Below are 21,097 nucleotides of genomic sequence, written 5' to 3'. Positions count from 1 at the left end.
AAAATTGGCGCTAGCTGCTTCTCCCAGTCTGCTTTACCGTTTGTGAAAATCCGCTACGAAGTCAATGTCCGCAATGCGAATATGCCGAACCAACTCTGGGTAGTGCGCTTTGGCTTGCTCCAACATGTCCCGCACAATCCACCGGTAGGAGACATGGCCACCGGAGCGCGAACGTAATTCTACCAAATGGGTCAGCTCCCGCGCATTCATGCTAAAGAGCGTGCGCTTGCGGGTAGCCAAAGGCAAGACGTACGCTGCTTCGTGCGGGAAGTCAGCTGCCAGAATGCGGTACGCACTTTGGACTTCTTGGAAAACGGTTTCAAAAATGTCCAAGGCACCTGCGGCTTCCATACCCATGGGTGCGGGCGGTTTTTCAAACCCATGCTCTGCCGTCAGTGGCTGGTTGATTTGCGTGCACATGCGATGCCGTTGTAAATCCCGGAAGGCACCATAGTCCATGAGCGTGTCAAAGACCAAGTTTCCCACTTCAAATGGCCGGCCAATCAAATCATGCGATCCACGGTCTGCGGTTCCTGCCGCAATGACTTCAGCCCGTTCCGCAGCACTGAGACCCATGACCACCTCTTGAATTTGCCCGTAGCTAAACTGCGTCTCTTCGTAGAGGAGGGACGTAGCCAATTCCACTTCGGGATGGACATGTGGGTGGAAGGTAACACGGGGTTCATTGTCCAGTACATGCAGGTCACCCAGGAGTGTGGCGGCCATAGCCCGAATACGCCGGCGGCGCGCGGCTGCAAAGGGTGTGGGCTCTGTGTGCTTGATAAGGGTAGGTGCACCTTTCACTGTGAGGTTGAGATTGGCGCGCAAATTCTGGACAAGCTCTTGGACAATAGGGTCGGTTTGCTCTTCCGCTTTCCAGAGTAAGGGTTCCACTTTCTGCGCTTGTGGGTTGTGCGCTGGGCTCGTGGCTGCGTGCTGCACCTCACTGGCAATTTTTCGCACTTCATCCAAATCTGACTGACCCATTTTGAAAATCGCCCGCCGCAAACTACGGGCCGACGTAATCCAGCCCAAATTCGTCAGGGTAGCTGCAGGCAGGACGTACCGTGCAATGTCCAAGGCTCGCGCTTTCAACTTCGCCGTGTACAGTTTTTCCTTGCCATCCGCCGGCATGGGGTATTCCCGTCGGTAGTACTCCACCATGGTTTGCGTCAAATCGCTGTACGCGTCAAACATCTGCTCGCAGGTTCGTTCGTACAAACCAGCATGCGCAGACTCTGCAATGGGTGTGGGCCGGTAGTAGCGCCGGGGCAAGGCAGAGCCATCTGGCTGGACCTGCCGCTCAAAGCTGATATACCGGGTGGACTTCTCCTGGTAGCTGGCCAAACGGTGGTCCTCAATGGCTTTACTTGCCAATATAGAGACGTTTTCACAGGCCAGGGCAATGACAGCCATATCCGCCACAGACGCGTCCCCATAGCCAATAACCCACTTCTCGTGGAATTCGGCAGATTTCTCCTCGGTCAGCTCGGCAATGGTGTCTTTAATGGAGGCGGCAGACCGGGAGTACTTGGCCATACCCACAGCCAAGACCTCCGGGGGCAGGCCGGTAATGGCAAAGATGTCGCGCTCGTTGGACAGGATTTCCTTTGGCATGGCGGAACTACCTTAGCACGTTTTAGAAATTTGGCAATATGAAAAAGAGGCAACACGGGTATGTGCTGCCTCGAAAAGGATCGGCGGAATACATTTCAAACTAGCGGAAGAAGCCAAAGCTATAGCCGTCGTTTGTACGGCCAATGAGGTCCGGAATAAGCCCCACTCCATCACCACGGTTCCTGAAAAAGAGTAACGGCCGATGGTCGTAATGACTCTCCCCGATGAGTGAAACCTCAAGGTCAGGCGCAAATACGGGAGGAATATCTGTCGTGTTCATTTGCGTTACCCATTTTGGATGCAATGCTGCAATGAGTGGTAATTCCTGACCCATAACCATGGTTTGGGTTCGATCGAGTTCTGCTAACACATCTGGTATTTTGTCGTCGTATAGATACGTGCGACCCAGTTCGGCAATCGCCCAACGGAGGCCAACGGGACGAGGGATGGCTTTCTCCCGAACACGCACAATCTGAGGGGTGAAGACCAGACCATCGTACTTCCACGTGTTGCCACTATGGACGAACTCGCAGGCTGCCCAATTACGTGCAAAGGTCCGGATTGGATCCCCGGTTTCCGATAGCAGGACGACGCAATACAGGTGTATTTCATCTAGCATTGGACACGGCGGAGGATCGCCAATGGCTTTCATTGCCGCCATAGTGATAGTCGGGTCTTTCCAGACCTGTTCGTTAATACGAAGCAGACTAGTCATTTGCTCTTCTGGCGTGGCGAACAATCGGTGTTTCATGAGCGTCGCAACGATTTCGACACGCAGGGCAAAATTTGTACCTATGGCAGCATAGTCAGCAATTGAGACTCCTTGCTTTTGTAGCGCCAAAAGGGTTTGCGTTTCCACTCCGCGTGGAATCCCTGAAGTCAAAGTTGGCTTGTCATTTTTCATGACTGGCCTACCTTTCGTGGTTGTGGCTGGCCCATGCTGGGCTGGCCGGGTTACAACAATTACACAAAAATGCGCGTGGATTTCTTTAGTTTTCAAAGAAGGATGTACCTTAGCATGTTTGAAGAATTTGGCAAGATCAAAAGCCGACACTAGAAGAATGTCGGCTCATGCCAGGATAGCAACTAGGTCTCGTTTATGGGCTTACTCAAATGTTCGTAGAGAATAAAGGTCTTTGGCACAATGATGTAGCCCACAAAGTCACCATAGTCAACTTCATCACTCATTCCTACGGTTTCAACCCATGCAGCTCGCCCATCTTCCGGGAGGTGCACCCGAATCACCTTTTCGGAATCAAGGTCAAAAGGTATTTTGGCTTGCCGAATGAGATCGCCAACCATTGAGCCATCAGGACATTCGTGCTCCCCGGTATCATTCGAGGAAACGAGCTTGCAAAGAACTGCTTTTACCACAAAACCTCCTTCAGTTTGCTTTGACCCTAACGCTATGTCTGAAGCTAGTCAAGGCGGGAGGCCAAATGCCCGGGTCAAAGGACCCGGGCTACCCACTTGGTAAAAAACGTACGCCAATACTGCCAAAGCGAGGGCTTTGGCTACCCACGTTTCGATCATCTTATTGGCCTGTACTGCCGAACTTCCCTGCCCCGCGGGCGGTTTCGGAAAGTTCCTGAGCAACTTCAATGGTTGGGCGCTCCACCTGCTGAATGAGTACTTGTGCAACCTTCATGCCTTTGGCAAAAGTGAACGGCTCAGAACCAAGGTTATGCAACACCACCAACCACTCCCCCCGGTACCCGGCATCAATAACACCGGCCAGTGAGGTTATACCTTGCTTAGCGGCAATCCCCCCTTTGTCCCAAACTAGCGCGACTGTTCCGTCGGGGATTTCCGCGGAAAAGCCAAGGTAGATCGCCCGACGCTCACCAACTGGGATGGTGACATCCTCTTTCGCAAACACATCAAACCCCGCATCGCCGTCGTGGGCGTACTTGGGCAGGGTTGCGTCTGGGTGCAGAAGTTTAACTCTTAGGTGCATGGCCGAGTTTGGTCATCAGCGCATCAAGCTGTGCGTAAAGCTGGGTAACATTGCCACTGTTATCAATGTGATGGTCAGCCAAAGCAATGAGCTCTGGAATGGCTTTCTCGGTTTCGTGCTCATGCTGCTTGGCAAAAGACTCGGCTGTGATTTGCCCATCACCCACATTTTCCGTGCGTTGCTGGATACGCCCCAGCCGGGTTTCAAACGAAGCTTCAATTGCCACAAATTGGAAGTCTGGGTGTTGCCGCAATATTTTGTACTCATCGTGGTACCGAAAACCCTCCATAACCACCAGCGGCGTGGTATCGGCTTTCAGATCCCCGAGCAGCGTCTCGGCCAGCACATTATTCCCAAAAATCCCGCGCAAAGCTTTGGCAAGCTCCTGCAAGTGCTCCCGCGTCACAGACTGGTGCAAGCGCTTCACAATGTCCCGCAAGGGCCCAGAAAACTGCTTGGACACGCCGCCGTACTTTTCCACCAGGTACGCTGCAGCCGTCCCCTTCCCTGCGCCGGGTAAACCAGTAATGCCAATGACCATACTATACTAATTTGAGTTTGAATTGTGGGTTGAATAATCGGCAGGTTACCCCTGCTAGGGAGAGTAACTTCCGGGACGCTTTCCAAATATCCGTGTCGCTGTACTTGTCAGAGGTGTACACCACTTCGGTAATTCCATTCTGGATAATGGTTTTTGCACATTCGTTACAGGGGAAAAGCGTGGTGTAGAGCGTGCAGCCTTTGGTGCTGGCATTGGCGTTGTACACGGCATTTTCCTCAGCGTGCACCACGTAGGCGTACTTCGTGTCCAGCATGGCGCCTTCCCGTTCCCATGGCAGTTCATCGTCTTTAATGCCACGGGGAAAGCCATTGTAGCCCAAACCCACCACAATCTTGTTGTCATTCACAATCACTGCTCCAGCTTGGGTGCTGGGGTCTTTGGAACGTTCGGCAATGAGGTGCGCCATTTGCATGAAGCACTCATCCCAGGAAAGGTAGTTTTCGCGCTTGGGCATAGTTTGGTGGGTTACATGGTTTGGGTGTGGACGCTCGTATGGTTGGAGGTTTGGGTTTGGGCTGACTTCAACAACAACCATTCACCATACTCGCTGCCCCACCAAAACCGAAAAACTACACCTGCACTCTCACCCCTGGCCCCATGCTGGTGGTCAGGGTGACCGTGCGAAGGTAGGTTCCCTTCACCGCAGCGGGTTTCACGCGCCGAACCGCATCCAAGAAGGCTTGAGCATTTGCCGCAATTTGCTCGGCGGTAAAATTCGTTTTCCCAACTGCTTGGTGCAGATTCCCAGATTCATCATTGCGGAAGGTTGCTTTGCCACCGGCAAGTTCTTTCACAGCCTTGGCCACGTCTGGGGTCACGGTCTCGTTCTTGGGGTTTGGCATGAGACCGCGGGGGCCCAAAATTTTTGCCACCCCGCTCAACAGTTTCATCATGTCTGGCGTAGCGACCACGACGTCCGCATCAATGCCATTCTTCTGCTTCACCTGAGCAATGAGCTCCTCCCCACCCACCACGGCCGCACCGGCTTTCTTCGCGGCTTCTGCGGCTGGGCCTGTGGCAAAGACAGCCACGCGCTTGCTCTTGCCTGTCCCATGCGGCAAAACCACGGATCCGCGGACAAGCTGATCTGCTTTCTTGGGGTCAATCCCCAGACGAATGTGCAGTTCCACGCTGCCCGTAAACTTGGTGGTTGCGGTTTCCTGTGCCAAAGCTACGGCCTCGGCGAGCGGGTACGTCTTGGTCGAGTCGATTTTCTTGGCTACCTCGCGGTAGCGCTTACTGTGCTGTGCCATACGGATGAAGTGTTACGTGGTGTTAACGTCCGCCGACGAGGAGGACTCCCACATAGAAATAGTTAGGTAAGTTGTTTGCGCTCGCGCTGAATCACCAGCCAATGCAACCAGAAAAGCGGGATGCTCGCGAGCAGGAAAGGAATGGACATGGCGAGGGTCCGCTGCCAATCTTTTGTGCGCTGCTGTTCCATCTCCGCTTTTGCTTGATCGTAGTCTACTTGCCAGTCTGCAAGCTGTGTAACAAGCGTTGTATCCAGCTTACACTTCTCCGCACATGCAGCCAGCGAGGTTACGCCTTCCGTGTCCGACGTTCCACTACTAGCAAATGGCTTTGCAATTTCATTCGTCGTTGACCCCTCAGCAAGTAGCCAGGTACGCAGACTTGTGTTGATGGTCACCCCTGCGGAAATGATGAACATGACAATGGCCGCAAAGGCAACCAAGTAGAAGTAAAATGTTCGGATAGTCCGGCCTGCTCGTTTGGGATCCGGCTGTGGTTGCTGCGCCTCTGCTTTGAAATCACGTTGTGCGGTGCGGAAGTGGAACCAGAAAATCGGCAAGGCAACAATGAGGAATGACAATGCATTCACCAACCCTCGATTGCGGTTGGTAGAACGTGAAGGTTGGTCTTGCCACGACGTGTAGTTTGCTTGCCAGTCACGAATACTCGTGCGGTCAGCTTCCGTCAGCGAGCAGGTATCAGTACAGGTAACCGTGAGAATGGGGGCTGCTCCATCTTTACTTGGGTTGAAGAAGAGTCCAGGCGGTGTTCCACGGAACGAAACTTCTGCTTCTGGGAAGACACTCACCTTTCCCACGAAGTTGAGAATGTACACCGAAGCACCCACCACAAAACCCAGCGCGATGAACGCGACGAGGTAGAAGTACAGGTGCCGAATGCTGGAACTCTGGTCAGACATGGAATTAGTCTACAACAGTCAAACCCATGTTGCGGGCCGTGCCTTCAATAATCCGCATGGCGCCTTCCAAATCCTTGGCGTTCAGGTCAGGCATTTTCTTTTCCGCAATTTCCTTGATCTGTGCCTTGGTCACTTTGCCAACCTTATCCTGCAATGGCTTGGCTGAACCCTTCTCAATCTTCGCCGCCTTCTTCAACAGGTCAGCCGCGGGTGCGGTCTTCAGAATGAACTCGTAGGTTCGGTCTTCGTAGATGGTAATTTCTGCTGGGGTAACTTCACCCATGCGATCTTTGGTGGCATCGTTGAACCGCTTGCAGAATTCTGCAAGGTTCAAGCCGTGGGGCCCAAGGGCTGTACCCACTGGAGGGGCCGGGTTTGCCTGGCCACCCACAATTTGGAGTTTGACAACTGTCTTAATCTTCTTCGCCATAAAATTCTATATCTTCTTAACCTGGAGGAAGTCGAGTTCAACCGGCGTTTCCCGGCCGAACATGGAAACCAGCACTTTGACCTTACCGCGCGCTTCATCAACTTCAGACACTTTGCCTTCGTAGTCTTTGAACGGCCCGTCAGTAATCTTCACGGGTGTGTTCACCATGATATCAATCTTGAACTTCGGCTCAGCCACACCCATGCGCTTCTGAATTTCCTTCACCTCTTCTTCGGAAATTGGCGTTGGCGTAGTTCCCGAACCCACAAACCCGGTAACGTTCGGCGTATTGCGGATGACGTACCAGGAGTCGTCGGTGACAATCATTTCCACCAGCACGTACCCCGGAAAAATCTTCTCCGTAACCACACGGCGCTTGCCATTCCGGATTTTAATCTTGTTCTCCGTGGGAATCAGGACACTGAAAATTTTGTCCTGCATGTCCATGGATTCAATACGCTGGCGTAGGTTCCGCGCCACGTTCTCTTCGTACCCAGAGTAGGTGTGCAGCACGTACCACTTGCGACCATGTTGGACGGTTTGTTTTGGCATACACTTATCGGATAACGAGCTTGTTGAGAGCGGAGGTAAGACCAATATCCAGAGCGCCCAGGAAAGCTGCAACGCCCACAGAAACGGCGATGACCAAGAGGGTGTCGTTGATGGTTTGCTTACGTGAAGGCCAAGAAACCTTCTTCAGTTCCTCGTAGCTCTCACGGAAGTATTTTGGCAAAAATGCCATAGAATCCTTAGGAAAAATGCGATGTCGTCCACACACCCAGCATTCTCGATTTCTAAAATCGGCCCGGGCGGGACGTGATGGGGTGACTATACAACCTTCAAACTACCCTGTCAAATCCAGGATTCTACCGGAGCTGTCCAAACACTTCGGGTACGGCTTTCAGTAAATCCTCAGCCGAGTACGCATACGAACGCTTTTTGGCTAGCTGCTCAGCTGTTGTGCCCAGAAGGAAAGAAGCGGCTTTCATGCTTAGGAAGGCATCATTCTTGGTGTAGAACGAGGTGACCAGGGCAGCCAGAATATCCCCTGTCCCGCCTTTGGTCAGACCTGGATGACCTGCGTGATTCTCGGCAAACTTTGTGGGTGTAGAAATAAAGCTCACTGCACTCTTGGCCAGGATATTGGTCTGGTAGGTTTTTGCAACCCGGCGCACATTGGTAGCGGTTGGCTGTAGGTCAAACACATCTATGAACTCCCGCGCGTTGGGTGTGCATATGCAGTGCGGTCCAATGTACTTGAGATTTGCCATGCGGAATGCTCCAGCATCCAGCACAAAGCGTTTCTCAGGATACTTCCGCAGGAGTTGGTTAACCAATGTACGATTTACTGGGTTCACTTCCAAGCCCGGACCCATGAGTACTACGTCCACATGCCCAATGTACGTCCCCAGCTCTTTCCGGAACACCGGAATGAAGGTCATACTCTGCTTGCGGAGTTTGGGCAGCAAGTAACCATAGTCCTCTGGTGAAGCAACGTGCACCATGTCCACAAACGCACTAGCCGTCTGCGCCGCCAGCATGAGCGCACCGTGGTACCGGTGAGACCCACCAATCACCAAGACCGCCCCGTTCTGCCACTTGTGGGAACGAGGGGCGGGCGTCCGGAGAGCGCGTATATCCAGTACAGTGGAATAAGTCATCTATAACTGTTTTATGGTGTATACTCTTAGTGAATCACGACGAAAAATACCTCTTGATGTACTGTCTTCAAGTGGTGTTTTTTTATTCACAATCTTTCGTCAAACTCTTCTTTCGAACAGACTCCAAGTTTTTCTAACCACTTTTGGAAACTTGCAATAATGTGCTTATTTACTTCATTACCTAGCTTCGGTATAGGGAAAGGCCGTTCCGCAAATGCATGCCGAACTACAATAACATGTTTCCCGCCAGTGAGCACTTCTACATTTTCTTTACTTGCAAGCCACCGAAGTAGTCCACCTGCAAGCTTCCTATATTTCACATTTGCATACGTCCCCATACCTTATCATGCTAGTTGGGGTTTGATCGATTTCTTCAAAGAAAGTGAAGATTCATGAATGCTAGCATTATGTAATTTTGCATACTCCTCCGGTACTGGTTTAAACTCTTTAGAAAGTTTCAAAAGACTAAAATATTCTTTGGGAATATTGTAAACAGCGTAAACAGTTTCATTGACCATATCAATGAATTCATCAGCAGTACGTCCCTGGGTCATAAATACCTCTCCTTCGGCTTGAATGTTGCCAACAATATATTTACCATCTCGAAACCACTGAATCGCAAGATTATTTGGAAGCCTATGCCAATAGGCCTCAAAAGCTTCTTGATCGAGTTTTTTAGGCTTGAATAAGCTAAAAATATTCATAAAATTATCCTTCTTTCGACTATTCTCATTCCTTATGGAGAGTATCTCATAGTATAGATTCCATTTCAAGATGTCAATATCTAACTAACAAAAATACTAACTTGTACAGAACTTAATATCTCATCTCTCACACAAGCTCAGAACGTAACTATATGTCCAAATTCTGCACACTCTTCGCGTGCGTCTGGATGAAGCGCTTGCGTGGGGCAACTTCATTGCCCATGAGCATGTCGAAGGTTTGATCCGCAGCTTCTGCATCGTCCATTGTCACTTGGAGCATGACGCGACGGGCCGGATCCATGGTGGTTTCCCATAGCTGGCCTGGGTTCATTTCCCCCAAACCTTTGTAGCGCTGGATGTTGAGCCCGCTGGAAGTAACCTCTACGGGTTCAGTTCCATCTTCTCCCACGGCAACTGGCGCAGCTTCCACCTTCTTGCCTTTCTTTGCTGATTTCTCCTCAGCCTTTTTCTCAAATTCTGCTTTCACTTTGTCTAGCTCTTCCTCGTTGTACACGTAGCGGAAGTCTTTCCCTTTTTGCACGCGGAAGAGCGGCGGCTGGGCAATGTACAGGTGGCCACCCGCAATGAGCAGCGGAAAGTACCGGTAGAACAGGGTGAGGAGCAAGGTGCGAATGTGCGCACCGTCCACGTCGGCGTCAGTCATGATGATGATGCGATCGTAGCGCAGCTCTTCAATGCGGAACTGCTCGCCAATGTTCGTGCCCATGGCAATGATGAGCGACTTAATTTCATTGTTCGCCAGCATTTTGTCCAAGCGCGCGCGCTCCACGTTGAGAATTTTCCCACGCAAGGGCAGAATGGCCTGGAACGCTCGGTCCCGACCTTGCTTGGCGCTGCCACCGGCGGAATCACCCTCCACCAGGTAGAGCTCAGAATCTTTGGGGTCCTTGCTGGAGCAGTCAGCCAGTTTGCCGGGCAAGGCAAAGCCGTCCAACGCACCTTTGCGGAGCACCGTGTCCCGCGCTGCCCGGGCAGCCACCCGCGCACGCTGCGCCAGCACGCACTTACCAATAATCGCCTCTGCATCCCGGGGGTGTTCTTCCAGGAAAATTTCCAAGGCATCGGCCATTACGCTTTCCACAGCTGGTTTGACCTCCGCATTCCCCAGCTTGGCCTTGGTCTGGCCTTCAAACTGCGGCTCCCGTATTTTGACGGAGATGACGGCGGTGCAGCCTTCGCGCACGTCGTCACCCGATAGGTTATCGTCCTTTTCTTTCAGGTACGTCTGCTTGCGAGCGTAGGCATTCAACTGACGCGTGAGCGCGCCGCGGAAACCCACCAGGTGCATGCCGCCTTCCGTGGTGTGAATGTTGTTCGCAAAGGTATTCACGGTTTCCTTGTAGTCGTCGGAGTACTGCATACCCACTTCAACCTGAATCCCGCCTGATTCTTTATCAACGTAGAAAACGGTTGGGTGCTTCACTTCCTTATTCCGGTTCAGGTGCTTCACGTAGCTGGCCACACCACCTTCAAAGTAGAAGGTGTAGGACGGTACAGCCGTACCTTTCGCTGGCTTCTCTCGTTCATCCCGGATGGTGATGTTTACGCCCTTGGTAAGGTAGGCTTGCTGGCGCAGGTGGTCTTTCATGTACTGCAAGTTGAAATCCAGGGTGCTAAAAATTTCCGCATCCGGCTGGAAAGTAATAATCGTTCCAGTGCCGCGGGCTTTGCCAACTGGTTTCGCTTTGGCCTTTGGCTTCCCCCGAGCATATTCCTGCATCCAAAGTTTGCCGTCGCGCTTCACTTCCGCTTTCAGGTACGTAGACAGTGCGTTGACCACGGACACGCCCACGCCGTGCAAACCACCGGAAATTTTGTACCCGCCTTCACCAAATTTCCCACCGGCGTGCAGCACGGTGAGCACGGTTTCCAACGCAGACTTCTTGGTTTGCTTGTGAATGTCCACGGGAATGCCACGACCATCATCTTCCACACTCATGGTGTGATCGGGCAGGAGGATGATGTTGACGTGCTTGGCGTGGCCGGCCATGGCTTCGTCCAAACAGTTGTCCACCACTTCCCAAATCAGGTGGTGCAGACCCTCAAAAGCAGTGTTGCCAATGTACATGCCCGGGCGCTTGCGCACCGGATCCAAACCTTCCAGGACGGTGATTTGCTTGGCGGAGTATTCGCTACTTGCGGACTTCTTGGGCATACTATTTATAAAGCGGAAAGAAAGTTATAAAATGACACTACTCTACCCCCACTCGTTCCATTTAATCTTACGTTCAACCTGGTGCCCGCATTTTGTGCAGACCCACAAACCACGTCGCTTACTTCCAAGATGGAGGGCATAGATAATTAGTGGGATACCAATAATGGCACCGTATAACGTCAGACAAAGTAGCACACCAATAATAAGCAGAAGACAGCCCATACCACCAGATTTTGCCTCTTTGGACTTCTTCATCACACTACCACATAGACCACAATTTGGAACTTCTTTGGTAGAAATAGAAGCTTTCTCTGCATCAATTTTAAACATGCTACCGCAATGCTTACACTTGATGGCATCATCTTGAATGTCTTCCTTACAGTATGGGCATTTCTTCATATATTTATAAGCTTATTGCCTCCTCTCCCCCTTGCGGGAGAGGGGCGCAACGGTATTCGTAATTCGTACATTCGTATCCATTTTCGTAATTCGTAACTACCGAAGTTCAGCACCAAATGCGTCCCGAACGGCGCGGGTTACTGTGTCCAGAATAGCCTGCACTTCATGTCCGGTCAAGCTTTTTCCGGGTGATTGGAAGGTGATATGGAGGGCGACGCTCAGGCGCTGATCCGGCAAGGTGAAGCGGTCAAAACCCTTGACCGAGAGGATGAGCGGGTCCACGGCGCGGATGGTTCTGGCCAGGTCAACGTGCGAGACCAGCTTGCCTGCCGGCAAGACCAAGGCAATGTCCCGCTCGACCGATGGGTACAGCGGGACAGGTTTCACCTTCAGGCCATTCGTGGGCAAGGTTGCAACCAAACTCAGGTCAATTTCGCAGAACGCTGCGGGTCGCTTCAGTTTGGCTGCCGCGGCGTACTTCTCCCCCACCCAGCCAATGATGCCAATGGGTTCTGCCCCGGCCAGGATACGTGCGGAGCGATTGGTGGAAGCGTGGATGCGAACATCTGGCAAACCAATGGCGTGGCACAAATCCGCAACTAAACCTTTGACCCGCAAGAACGCGTCGGCTTTTTGATCGACAACGACCATGCCCAGCATGCGCCGCTCTTCTGGCGGCCGGTTGCTGGAGGTTGGCCAGAACACCCGGCCAACGTCAAAGATGCTGAGCTGGCCGCGGTCTGCACTCTGCTTCCCAGCAACGCTGAGCAGCAAAGGCATGAGCGAACGGCGGAGTAAGGCTTGGTCTGGATTCAGTGGGTTGGCCACGGCCATGTGCGGCTCATCAGCCAAGGCAAAGGCTTGGGCCAAGTGCTGGCCGTAGAAACTGTAGGTGGAAACTTCGGTGCAACCGGCCGCAACCAATCGCCGCCGGGTTGCGCGCACCAGCTGGTACTCAGGCGGGAAGGTGGGCGTGCGCTGCTGCATCACGGGTAAAGATGGGGTAAACGTATTGTAATCAAGCAACCGACCAATTTCTTCAATCACATCCTCAGGGATGACTAGATCCAAACGCCACGTTGGCGGCGTGACTTGCAGCAGCTTGGTGGTGCCCGCAACTTTGCAGCCGAGGCTGACCAGCAATTTCTTGGCTTGACTGGCAGAGACTGTTACGCCCAAAAGTTTTTTTATGGCATCCAGTGAAACGCTAATGCGTTTTGGAGCCAGGCTGGTTTTCCCAGCGCGTACCCGGCCACGCAGCACAGTACCCCCGCACCATTCTGCAATGTACGCAGCGGCGCGGTCCACGGCTTCCGCGGCCAGAGCGGGGTCAATCCCTTTTTCAAACCGGGTGGACGCATCAGACCGCAAACTTAAACGCTGTGCAGTTTTCCGGACGCTGATTGCGTCAAACCGCGCGGATTCCAAAATAATTCTTGTAGTAGTATCACTCACGCTGGTTTCCGCGGCGCCCATGACCCCAGCCAGCGCAATGGGCTTTTTCCCATCAGTGATGACTATGTCATTTTGCACCAGCGAACGCCGAATACCATCCAGCGTGGTGAGGGATTCATTGGATTGGGCGCGGCGGACAGCAATGGATTGGATATGCTTTCCATCAAAAGCGTGCAAGGGCTGGCCAAGTTCTAACATCACGTAGTTGGTAGCATCCACCACTGCGTTCACTGGCCGGAGCCCAGCTGCGCGTAAACGGTCTTGGATTTTCATTGGTGACTCCCCTACTTGTACACCATCAATAACCCGAACAATGTACTCTGGGCAGGCACGGGTGTCAGCAATTTTCACTTTCACGTCAGCTTTTCCTTTCCCTTCCTTGAACGTGACCGCGGGAGTGTGCACCTTCTGCCCAGTGAGCGCAGCCACTTCCCGTGCCAGACCGCGAATGGACAAGCAGTCACCCCGGTTGGGAGTAATGTCCAAATCCAGCACCGTATCCCCACTCCCCAGCCACTGGCCAGCTGGGGCACCAACCTTCGCCGCTGGGTTGAGGACGAGTATACCAGTGTGGTCTTCACCCAGACCTAGTTCGTCCGCCGCGCATACCATCCCCTCCGAAGCAACCCCACGGATGGTGGCTTTTTCCAAAGTCAGTCCATTGGGCAAGGTTGTGCCTGGCTGCGCCACGGGTACCTTCTGCCCCACAGCAATGTTGGGCGCACCGCAGACAATAGTTTTGGGTGCGTTGCTGTCCACCTGCACCTGACACACGCGGAGCCGGTCCGCATTTGGGTGCTTCTCCACTTTCAGCACATGGCCAACCACCACACCGTCCAACTTTGGCCCGCGCTCAATTTTCTCCACCTCCGAGCCAGACAACGTCAAAGCTTCGGCCAGCTTCTCAACCGAGAGCCGGACCGAGACGAAATCTTTGAGCCAGGAAAGTGGGAGCTTCATGAAAAATTATTCTTCAGGCTGCATAGCCCGGAGCGTCTTTGCCAAGCGGTACTCATTCGAATCTCGCTTATCGTCAAATTTTTCCAAACGATGCCGCAAGAGTTTGCCAAATTTCTGCCGGAAGTACGGGCTGGGCGACTTCTTCACTTGTTGCCAGGCGTGGTAGAGCACAATATCATCCCGGTCAAACTTTGCTTTCATGTGCAAAATTGCATCTTGTGCCTCAACAGGTTGAGAAGACCGTGCAGCTTTCCAGTCTTTTAAATCATGCAAGAGATGCTCCTCCCACTCCTGCTCTTTGCCCGTGAGCTCCATTTCCTTTTCAAGCTCCAAATCTTTCTCATCTGGGGGTAATTCTTCTTCTGCTTCTTCAATAGCTTCAACGTGGCTCAAGGATTCCTCTGCGGTGAATTCTTTTGGATCGTGCATACAGTGCGTGCTTAAGAGTGAAACTGCTGGAGAAAGCGTAGGTCACCGCTGAGGAACTGGCGGACATCGGAAATGCCATGCTTGAGCATGACCAAGCGTTCCACGCCCATGCCAAAGGCGAAGCCGGAGAATTTCTTGGGATCCACATGCATGATACGCAGGACTGTAGGATGCACCATACCCGCACCCAGCATTTCCAACCAGCCAGATTGCTTGCACACGGCGCAGCCTTTGCCGCCGCAGAGCAGGCAGGACATGTCCACGTCCATCCCTGGTTCCACGAAGGGGTAGTAGTGTGGCCGCACGCGAGTTTTGACTTTGCCAAAGGTGTGCCGCAGAAAAGCCGTGAGCGTACCAATCAAGTCTGTCACGTGCAGGTTGCGGTCAATGGCCAAACCTTCAATTTGGGTGAAGGTGGTCTCGTGCCCGGCGTCAGTGGCTTCGTGGCGGTAGACCCGGCCTGGGCACATGACGTACACAGGAGGTTTATGGCTTTCCAGGTACCGCAGCTGCACCGGCGACGTGTGCGTGCGGAGCAGAAGCGGGTTTGCGCCTTTGGACTGCACGTAGTACGTGTCCCACAAATCCCGGCTGGGGTGGTCTGCGGGAATGTTGAGCTTGTCAAAATTGTACGCAGCAGTTTCCACTTCCGGGCCGTCGGCCACGTCGTAGCCCAGACGCGTGAAAAACTCCACCGCGGTGTCCACAAAGGCGGCAACCGGGTGCGCATGGCCAATGCTGGGCATGACCCCGGGCCAGGTTGGGTCAAACTGCGTTTGCGCGGGTTGCACTGCTGCAAGCCGAGACCGTGCAGCAATGATGGCCTGGGTGAGTGCAGCGCGCACCTTACTAGCGAGGGTTCCAACCCCCGCACGCTCCTCTGGTTGCAGGTCAGGAATCTTGGCCAGCAGCTGCGCCAAGGCGCCTTTCCGGCCCAAAGCCTGCACTTCCAAGGCATCCACGGTTTTTGCGTCCGCAGCCTTGCTCAAGGCTTGCAGCATGTCTGCTTGCAGTTTTTCTAGTTGGTCTTTCATCGGGTTTGCCGTTCACCAGCATTTTCCTGCGCCAGGAAGAACGCTTCTAGCAGAATGAAAAACAGGGTGAGTGGAACCGCATTCCACCAGGCAAACCAGCGCATGGCTTGCAGTACCAGCAGGGCTTCCACGAAAACCGCAACAATGACACCCTGCCGCACCGAGGTTTGCAAAGCGCGGAAGAGCACCACGTTTTTCCCAAACCACGCGCGCACCCCAAAGCCAAAGAGCGTCACGGTTCCAGCCACGGCAAAACCCAAGGACAGGCTAAATGCCATGACCGTGATGCTCCGGTTTACATCCGGGTTAAGCTGCGTGAGGACGATGAGCCAGGCCAGCCAGGAAAACAGGGTGGCCAAGCAGAAAAAAAGCAAGTATTTCTGAAGACTCATAGATACAAAAAATGGGACGTTCGTCCCTAAAAATATACCACATTCTGGCAGTTTTTCCTAGGCCAAAAAGCGCAGCCGTTCCACCAAGGTACCCTGCAATTTTGCATTCATGGCGTCCACAATTTTCTTCTCCTGGAGTTTAATTTCCTGGCCGTACACGGCCGACGTAACGGAGATGGTCAGGGTCCGGTTCTTCAAATACAGCGCCTTCCCCTTATCCACAAAATCCTCACCCATGATGTCTTTTAACACCTCAGAAAAGACCTCCAGGCTCCTGGCGGCGTCCACTTGATCTTGCATCCCGGAAGACTGGATATTGCGATTCAACGTGTATTTTATTGGGGTAAAACCAGACATATGCCCCGCCTCCTTTCATCCCTACAGTAGCACAGATACGGTAGGAGTTCCAAAAACCCGCCTTTGGAAAGGTGGGTTTTGTTGATATATACAAAATTGTCCTTACTCCGCTCCCCCAGCTTTTTCCAGGTGTGCGCTCACCACTTCTGCGACTTTTGCCTGCAAGGTTTCCACATTCAGCTTGCCGTCCTCCAGTGCAGCAGAGACTGCATTCCCCATGGCATCCTGCGAGTCTTGATCAAGCTCACCCCGGCCTTTATCTGCAAGGTCATGGTTCACCATTTCAATCAACCGCGCTTGCACGTTCTCTGCGTCGTACTGAAACGGCTTCATATTTATACTCTGATCCGCGTTGACGATTTGCTCTACCGCTCGTTTCGCCGTCATGTACCCACCTGCTTTTACGTCTTCGTTTTCTGGCACGTACCCTGTTTCGCCTTCTCCACCCATATGCTTGTTGGTTAAAGATTGAAACTAACAACTGTTGTAAATATAAACTTGCTCCTTAATGACAGGCTATATATTCTGGTTATTTTCCAGGCTGAGCTGTTTCAATATCCGCACGAATAGCATGTGTCATGCCCTCCCACAAATGCTGCAGTTTCAGTTCTGTGGCATCATCCATGTACCCAGAGTTGCCATCCCTGTATGAACCAACGAAGACTCGTCGCCCTTCAGAAGCATTTGGGTTGACCACAAAGATGCCACGATTGTTGAAAGGCGTACCCCGTTCATCTTCGAACATCAAATCAGCCATACCAACCTTGGTCTCTAGGGAATTCGGATCTGCATCGATATCTAACACCGCCATCGCACGATCATCCTTGGATAACTCCCCGGGTACCATGACCACACTTTCCAGTGAGCCATCACTCCCTTTGTCAAAGGCGTACTTCGTCTTGATCTCACCCGTAGCACTGGTATCCACCATTACCGCCATGGTGAAGAAGTCGTTAACAGTCACTTCCACATTTCCAATTTGCTTACGAAATTCCGCTGATGCTTTACCTAAATACTCTGCTTGAAATTTCTGATCTGGATGCGCACGAACGTACTGGTCAATAACTGCAACTGACTCCTTTGCTTCAGCAATGGATTCCTTCACCTGACTCTGCAGTTGCTCTACCTTTGCCGTATCCGGGGCAGCCCCACGCTCAGTTGTGCTACTGGCCAGTGCACCTTCGCCACCTGCAAGCAAGCCGGCAATGAGGATAAGCCGCTTCACCCACTTACTCTCTCGGAACTTCCGTAACATGCCCACGCGTTCGGCAACCGCCTGCAACTGTGCAGCCTCGTCTTCCAGTGGCACACGTAGCTCTTTATCTCTGGGTTTTGCTTCTCCTGGAATAAATCGCTCGTTTTCCATACTTTTCAGTTAAGCGTAAGAACGCACAGTGCTGTCAATTACCAATATAACGGTAGCTCTATTGTAGGGTTCAAACAAGAGCTCCTTCGTCTGATATCTGCCCGGGTCAAGGGACCCGGGCTACCCACTTTGTCATAATTATTCTTTGACTACCCTCCCTCCAAACCCTCCATCCATACTTCAATCTACACTCTCAAACCCCACACGCCGCCACACCCAAACCCTGCACCTCCCCTACTGATACTAATTCGGCATACGGTGAACGGTTTCGCCACCCGCCCGCCTTCGCCGAAGCGGCTTCGCGCAGGCAGGTATCGTATATCGTCCTACGAAAACGTGAACCGATACGGGCTGCGACCACCTATTCCGATTGCCGCTTCATCCCCGCCACCGATCCTCGCAAATATTCCGGAAATCACAGTGGTCGCAAATGTGCTTGGCTGGGGTGGCTTTGAAGTTACTAGCCAGGATTGCGGCAATGGTCCCCTCCACCTTGGCCTTAGTTTTCGCAATGGCTGCCTCATCAATTGGGTAGGTGTAGGGTTTGTCCGTGGCTAGGTAGATGTACGATAAGCTCACCGGATTTTTGCCCAGGGCTTCCCGCGCGGCAATGGCGTACAGGTGAAGCTGCTCCAGGTCTGCTTTGCTTGGATCCGTTGGCGGTTTCTCGCTGGTCTTGTAATCCAGAATGGCAATGCCCCCACTGGCTGGGTCAATGCGGTCAATTTTTCCGCGTAGTTTGTGCCCGCCAATGGCAATGGTAAAACCTTTTTCCAGTTCCACAGGCTGCGGCCAGGGCGTGGGCAAACTGTCGTAGAAGTTTTTGAGAAACTGCACGCCGCGCTGCTTGTACTCCTGCTTCTGCTTCACATTCGCATACCACTGGTCAATCCACGCGGCTTTGTACAACTCTTGCAGCTCAGCCCAACTCACAGCTGGCTTGTCTGACGCGACCGTTGGCTTGGTCCCAAACAAATCTGCTTGGCCAGTGATGCTCCGCTCCCGCGCCAGTTTGAAGAAGTTGAGCAAAGTGTTGTGGATGGTTTGGCCAAAGCTTAAAGACGCGTGGCCCGGCACCGGGATTTTCAGCAGGTGCGCGTACTTGTACTGCTTAGGGCAATTTTCAAACGCTTTAATTTGTGTGAAGCTGAATGCCGCCGGAATGGCCTGGCGCAGCAAGGCGTGATCATCATCCACGCGGCCCGGTGCTTGCGTGGGTGCTTCGGTGAGTTTGCCTTGGACCTGCTTCGACACAATCTGCACTCCGAGTTCTGGAATGAAACGCGAAGGCTTTTTCTTTCGACTGCCGCCGTAGTCCTCCGCCATCAGGAAGAAGACGCCGCGCTTGGCCCGGGTGATACCCACGTAAAACAACCGGCGCTCTTCCTGCACATGCCAGTCCCCCTCCGGTACTTTTTCTCGCACCAGCGGATCTGGTATGGCAATGGGTTCGCGCCGCTCCACGGTTGGGAAACGCTTGTCCACTAAATTCACAATGAACACGTACGGAAATTCCAAGCCCTTAGCCCCGTGCACAGTCATGACTTTCACGGCCTCTGGCCCCTGCTCCCATTCCGGGGGCTTGAGTGTTCCAGCATCGCCAGCATCCTGGGCAAAAGCCAGCTCCCGCAAAAAATTAGCCACCGTAGGGTCTGCGTGCCGGCTCTGGAAACTGTGGAACACTTGGAAGAGCTGGTTCACAAAACCCACCTGCTCCAAATGCTCCGCATCCGTGGTGCCGGTAATTTGCTGCAGCATGCCGGAGTCTTCCAAGAACTTCAGGGTGACTTCCCCCACTGGCTGCGTGCGCGCCAGCTGGCTGTGCGCTTCCAACCACCCGTGCAAAATTTCCACCGATGCAATGGTGGCCGGCTGCAAACTGGTGAGCGCCCGCGCTTGCTTAGTAATGTCGAACAAGGACTTGGTTTCCCGCTTGGCCACTGCCAGCATGTGCATCACATCTGGCAAAGGAATGGCTAGCAAGGGCAAGGTGAGAATCCGGTACAAGCTCGCAGTCTCGTGGTAGTTGTCCAAGAGCTTCAGGTAATTCAGAATGTCCAAAATAATTGGTTGGCGGTACAGCCCAGCCGAGGCCAAAAACTGGAACGGCACATTTGCCGCCTTTAGCCGCTGCAGAAACGGCGTGGCATGGTCATTGGCGCGCACCAGCACGGCAAAATCATTGTACGAGCTCTCAGCATTTTTTTTCTTAAGTTCGATTATTTTTTCCACCACCGCACTCGCCTCCTGCTCCAACGTCGGCATTTGCCACACCCCAATTTCGCCAGTGTCTTCTGACTGTGCGACGAGTTTTTTACTTATCCCCTGTCCCTTCTTCCCCTCAGAACTTACAGCTCTACGGCTTACGGCTTTACGGCTCTGCATCTGTACTTCCAATCGATTCGGATTATTGTGCTGGATAAATTTATACGCCAAATCCAGAATGTTCTGCGTGCTGCGGTAATTTTCAGTCAGCACCACTTCCTTTGCCTTGGGGTAGTCTTTCTTGAACGCCAGAATGTTGGCCACGCTGGCGCCACGGAATTTGTAAATGCTCTGGTCATCATCCCCCACCACGGTCAAATTGTTCTTGGGCGCGGCCAGCATCTTCACCAGCTCGTACTGCGCCCAGTTGGTGTCTTGGAATTCATCCACCAGCACGTACTGGAACTGCTCCTGGTACCGCTGCAAAATCTTTGGCCGCTGCTGGAACAGATACAGCGTCTGTGTGATAAGGTCACCAAAATCCAAGCAGCTTTTTTCAAACAATAACTGTTGATATGTATGATACGCATTTGCTACTTCGTTTATCCTCTCCGCTTCTACTATCTGCGCGGCATCATCCTCTGATTTCTTTTTGCGGCCATGCACCTGATCCAAATCAAGTTTCACCTTCTCCGCAAACTTCAAGTATTCCTCAGGTCGAATAGCTTCATCCTTGCACCGTGAAAAATGGGAAATCAAACTCGTCACAAATTTGGTGGGATTGCCCAGCGGTCGGTAGTAGTTGAGTTCAAACTTCTCCAAATTCTCCCGCATCAGAATCGCTTGGTCAGTTTCATCCAGCAAAGTGAAGTCCGGGCTCAGACCAATATCCAAGGCGTGGTCCCGCAGCACCCGCTCGCAATAGCTGTGGAACGTGCTCACCCACAAATCCACGTAGCCCATGGGCAGCAGCTTGTCCACCCGCTCCTCCATTTCCCCAGCCGCCTTGTCCGTGAAGGTGAGGGCCAGAATGTGGTCCGGCTTGACCTTCTGCTCGGTAATGAGCCAGGCAATGCGCTGGGTCACCACCGTCGTCTTGCCCGTGCCCGCGCCTGCCACAATCAAAAGCGGCCCAGCCGTGTGGGTTATCGCTTGCTTTTGGGCAGGGTTCAGGGTTGGCAACAGGGGCATAATGCTAGTCTACCAATCTGCTCACAGAT

The 21,097-nt window shown here is 52.8% G+C and carries 24 protein-coding genes; all 24 read right to left on the bottom strand.

Annotated features, from left to right (window positions below; translation table 11 throughout):
- Positions 1-33 precede the first annotated feature (33 nt).
- The 24 genes from WCV85_02055 to WCV85_01940 all read right to left on the bottom strand — a co-directional run bounded on the left by WCV85_02055 (position 34) and on the right by WCV85_01940 (position 21,068).
- Positions 34-1,617: an FAD-dependent thymidylate synthase gene (locus WCV85_02055; protein MFA6473637.1), complete on the bottom strand. Its 1,584-nt coding sequence runs from the start codon at positions 1,615-1,617 to the stop codon at positions 34-36.
- Positions 1,618-1,717: 100 nt separating this feature from the next.
- Positions 1,718-2,617, bottom strand: coding sequence for a hypothetical protein (locus WCV85_02050; GenBank protein ID MFA6473636.1), 900 nt, complete (start codon positions 2,615-2,617; stop codon positions 1,718-1,720).
- A gap of 86 nt (positions 2,618-2,703) precedes the next feature.
- Positions 2,704-2,991 carry a hypothetical protein gene (locus WCV85_02045; protein ID MFA6473635.1) on the bottom strand — a complete coding sequence of 96 codons (288 nt, stop codon included), beginning with the start codon at positions 2,989-2,991 and terminating at the stop codon, positions 2,704-2,706.
- 160 nt (positions 2,992-3,151) lie between these two features.
- Positions 3,152-3,574 (bottom strand): dUTP diphosphatase, encoded by a 423-nt coding sequence (dut, locus tag WCV85_02040; protein ID MFA6473634.1) that lies wholly within the window; start codon positions 3,572-3,574, stop codon positions 3,152-3,154.
- Positions 3,558-4,115, bottom strand: a complete 558-nt coding sequence (locus WCV85_02035; protein ID MFA6473633.1) for an AAA family ATPase — start codon at positions 4,113-4,115, stop codon at positions 3,558-3,560. The genes dut and WCV85_02035 overlap by 17 nt, the downstream gene beginning before the upstream one ends.
- A gap of 1 nt (position 4,116) precedes the next feature.
- Complete coding sequence (locus tag WCV85_02030) at positions 4,117-4,590, bottom strand: dCMP deaminase family protein (GenBank protein MFA6473632.1); 474 nt, start codon at positions 4,588-4,590, stop codon at positions 4,117-4,119.
- 115 nt (positions 4,591-4,705) lie between these two features.
- Entirely contained in the window at positions 4,706-5,389 is a 684-nt protein-coding gene (rplA, locus tag WCV85_02025) for a 50S ribosomal protein L1 (GenBank protein MFA6473631.1), read from the bottom strand.
- 62 nt (positions 5,390-5,451) lie between these two features.
- Complete coding sequence (locus WCV85_02020; protein MFA6473630.1) at positions 5,452-6,309, bottom strand: DUF5671 domain-containing protein; 858 nt, start codon at positions 6,307-6,309, stop codon at positions 5,452-5,454.
- A gap of 4 nt (positions 6,310-6,313) precedes the next feature.
- Positions 6,314-6,739: a 50S ribosomal protein L11 gene (gene rplK / locus WCV85_02015; protein MFA6473629.1), complete on the bottom strand. Its 426-nt coding sequence runs from the start codon at positions 6,737-6,739 to the stop codon at positions 6,314-6,316.
- 6 nt (positions 6,740-6,745) lie between these two features.
- Positions 6,746-7,291 (bottom strand): transcription termination/antitermination protein NusG, encoded by a 546-nt coding sequence (gene nusG / locus WCV85_02010; protein ID MFA6473628.1) that lies wholly within the window; start codon positions 7,289-7,291, stop codon positions 6,746-6,748.
- Positions 7,292-7,295: 4 nt separating this feature from the next.
- On the bottom strand, positions 7,296-7,481 hold the full coding sequence (gene secE, locus WCV85_02005) for a preprotein translocase subunit SecE (protein MFA6473627.1): 186 nt from the start codon (positions 7,479-7,481) through the stop codon (positions 7,296-7,298).
- Between the two features lie 124 nt (positions 7,482-7,605).
- Positions 7,606-8,400, bottom strand: a complete 795-nt coding sequence (locus WCV85_02000) for an NAD(P)H-hydrate dehydratase (GenBank protein MFA6473626.1) — start codon at positions 8,398-8,400, stop codon at positions 7,606-7,608.
- An 86-nt stretch (positions 8,401-8,486) separates the two neighbouring features.
- Complete coding sequence (locus tag WCV85_01995; protein ID MFA6473625.1) at positions 8,487-8,738, bottom strand: hypothetical protein; 252 nt, start codon at positions 8,736-8,738, stop codon at positions 8,487-8,489.
- A 6-nt stretch (positions 8,739-8,744) separates the two neighbouring features.
- Positions 8,745-9,104 carry a hypothetical protein gene (locus tag WCV85_01990; GenBank protein ID MFA6473624.1) on the bottom strand — a complete coding sequence of 120 codons (360 nt, stop codon included), beginning with the start codon at positions 9,102-9,104 and terminating at the stop codon, positions 8,745-8,747.
- A gap of 148 nt (positions 9,105-9,252) precedes the next feature.
- The gene (gene gyrB / locus WCV85_01985) at positions 9,253-11,280 is read right to left on the bottom strand and encodes a DNA topoisomerase (ATP-hydrolyzing) subunit B (GenBank protein ID MFA6473623.1); all 2,028 of its coding nucleotides are present in this window, start codon (positions 11,278-11,280) and stop codon (positions 9,253-9,255) included.
- 42 nt (positions 11,281-11,322) lie between these two features.
- Positions 11,323-11,679, bottom strand: coding sequence for a DUF5362 family protein (locus WCV85_01980; protein MFA6473622.1), 357 nt, complete (start codon positions 11,677-11,679; stop codon positions 11,323-11,325).
- A 96-nt stretch (positions 11,680-11,775) separates the two neighbouring features.
- Positions 11,776-14,094: a phenylalanine--tRNA ligase subunit beta gene (gene pheT / locus WCV85_01975; GenBank protein MFA6473621.1), complete on the bottom strand. Its 2,319-nt coding sequence runs from the start codon at positions 14,092-14,094 to the stop codon at positions 11,776-11,778.
- A gap of 6 nt (positions 14,095-14,100) precedes the next feature.
- A complete protein-coding gene (locus WCV85_01970) occupies positions 14,101-14,523 on the bottom strand; it encodes a hypothetical protein (protein ID MFA6473620.1) in 423 nt (140 codons plus the stop codon).
- An 11-nt stretch (positions 14,524-14,534) separates the two neighbouring features.
- On the bottom strand, positions 14,535-15,557 hold the full coding sequence (pheS, locus tag WCV85_01965; protein MFA6473619.1) for a phenylalanine--tRNA ligase subunit alpha: 1,023 nt from the start codon (positions 15,555-15,557) through the stop codon (positions 14,535-14,537).
- Entirely contained in the window at positions 15,554-15,949 is a 396-nt protein-coding gene (locus WCV85_01960) for a hypothetical protein (GenBank protein ID MFA6473618.1), read from the bottom strand. The genes pheS and WCV85_01960 overlap by 4 nt, the downstream gene beginning before the upstream one ends.
- Positions 15,950-16,006: 57 nt before the next feature.
- Positions 16,007-16,306, bottom strand: a complete 300-nt coding sequence (locus WCV85_01955; protein ID MFA6473617.1) for a DciA family protein — start codon at positions 16,304-16,306, stop codon at positions 16,007-16,009.
- Positions 16,307-16,408: 102 nt separating this feature from the next.
- On the bottom strand, positions 16,409-16,756 hold the full coding sequence (locus tag WCV85_01950; GenBank protein MFA6473616.1) for a hypothetical protein: 348 nt from the start codon (positions 16,754-16,756) through the stop codon (positions 16,409-16,411).
- A 79-nt stretch (positions 16,757-16,835) separates the two neighbouring features.
- Entirely contained in the window at positions 16,836-17,672 is an 837-nt protein-coding gene (locus WCV85_01945) for a hypothetical protein (GenBank protein ID MFA6473615.1), read from the bottom strand.
- A 378-nt stretch (positions 17,673-18,050) separates the two neighbouring features.
- Complete coding sequence (locus tag WCV85_01940; protein MFA6473614.1) at positions 18,051-21,068, bottom strand: UvrD-helicase domain-containing protein; 3,018 nt, start codon at positions 21,066-21,068, stop codon at positions 18,051-18,053.
- Positions 21,069-21,097: the final 29 nt, after the last annotated feature.

The organism is Patescibacteria group bacterium (assembly GCA_041665345.1).
In the GTDB taxonomy this organism is placed as follows: domain Bacteria; phylum Patescibacteriota; class Patescibacteriia; order PEXW01; family PEXW01; genus JBAYJA01.
Note: the sequence above shows the minus strand (reverse complement) of the source record. Positions and strands in the feature narration are given on the sequence as shown.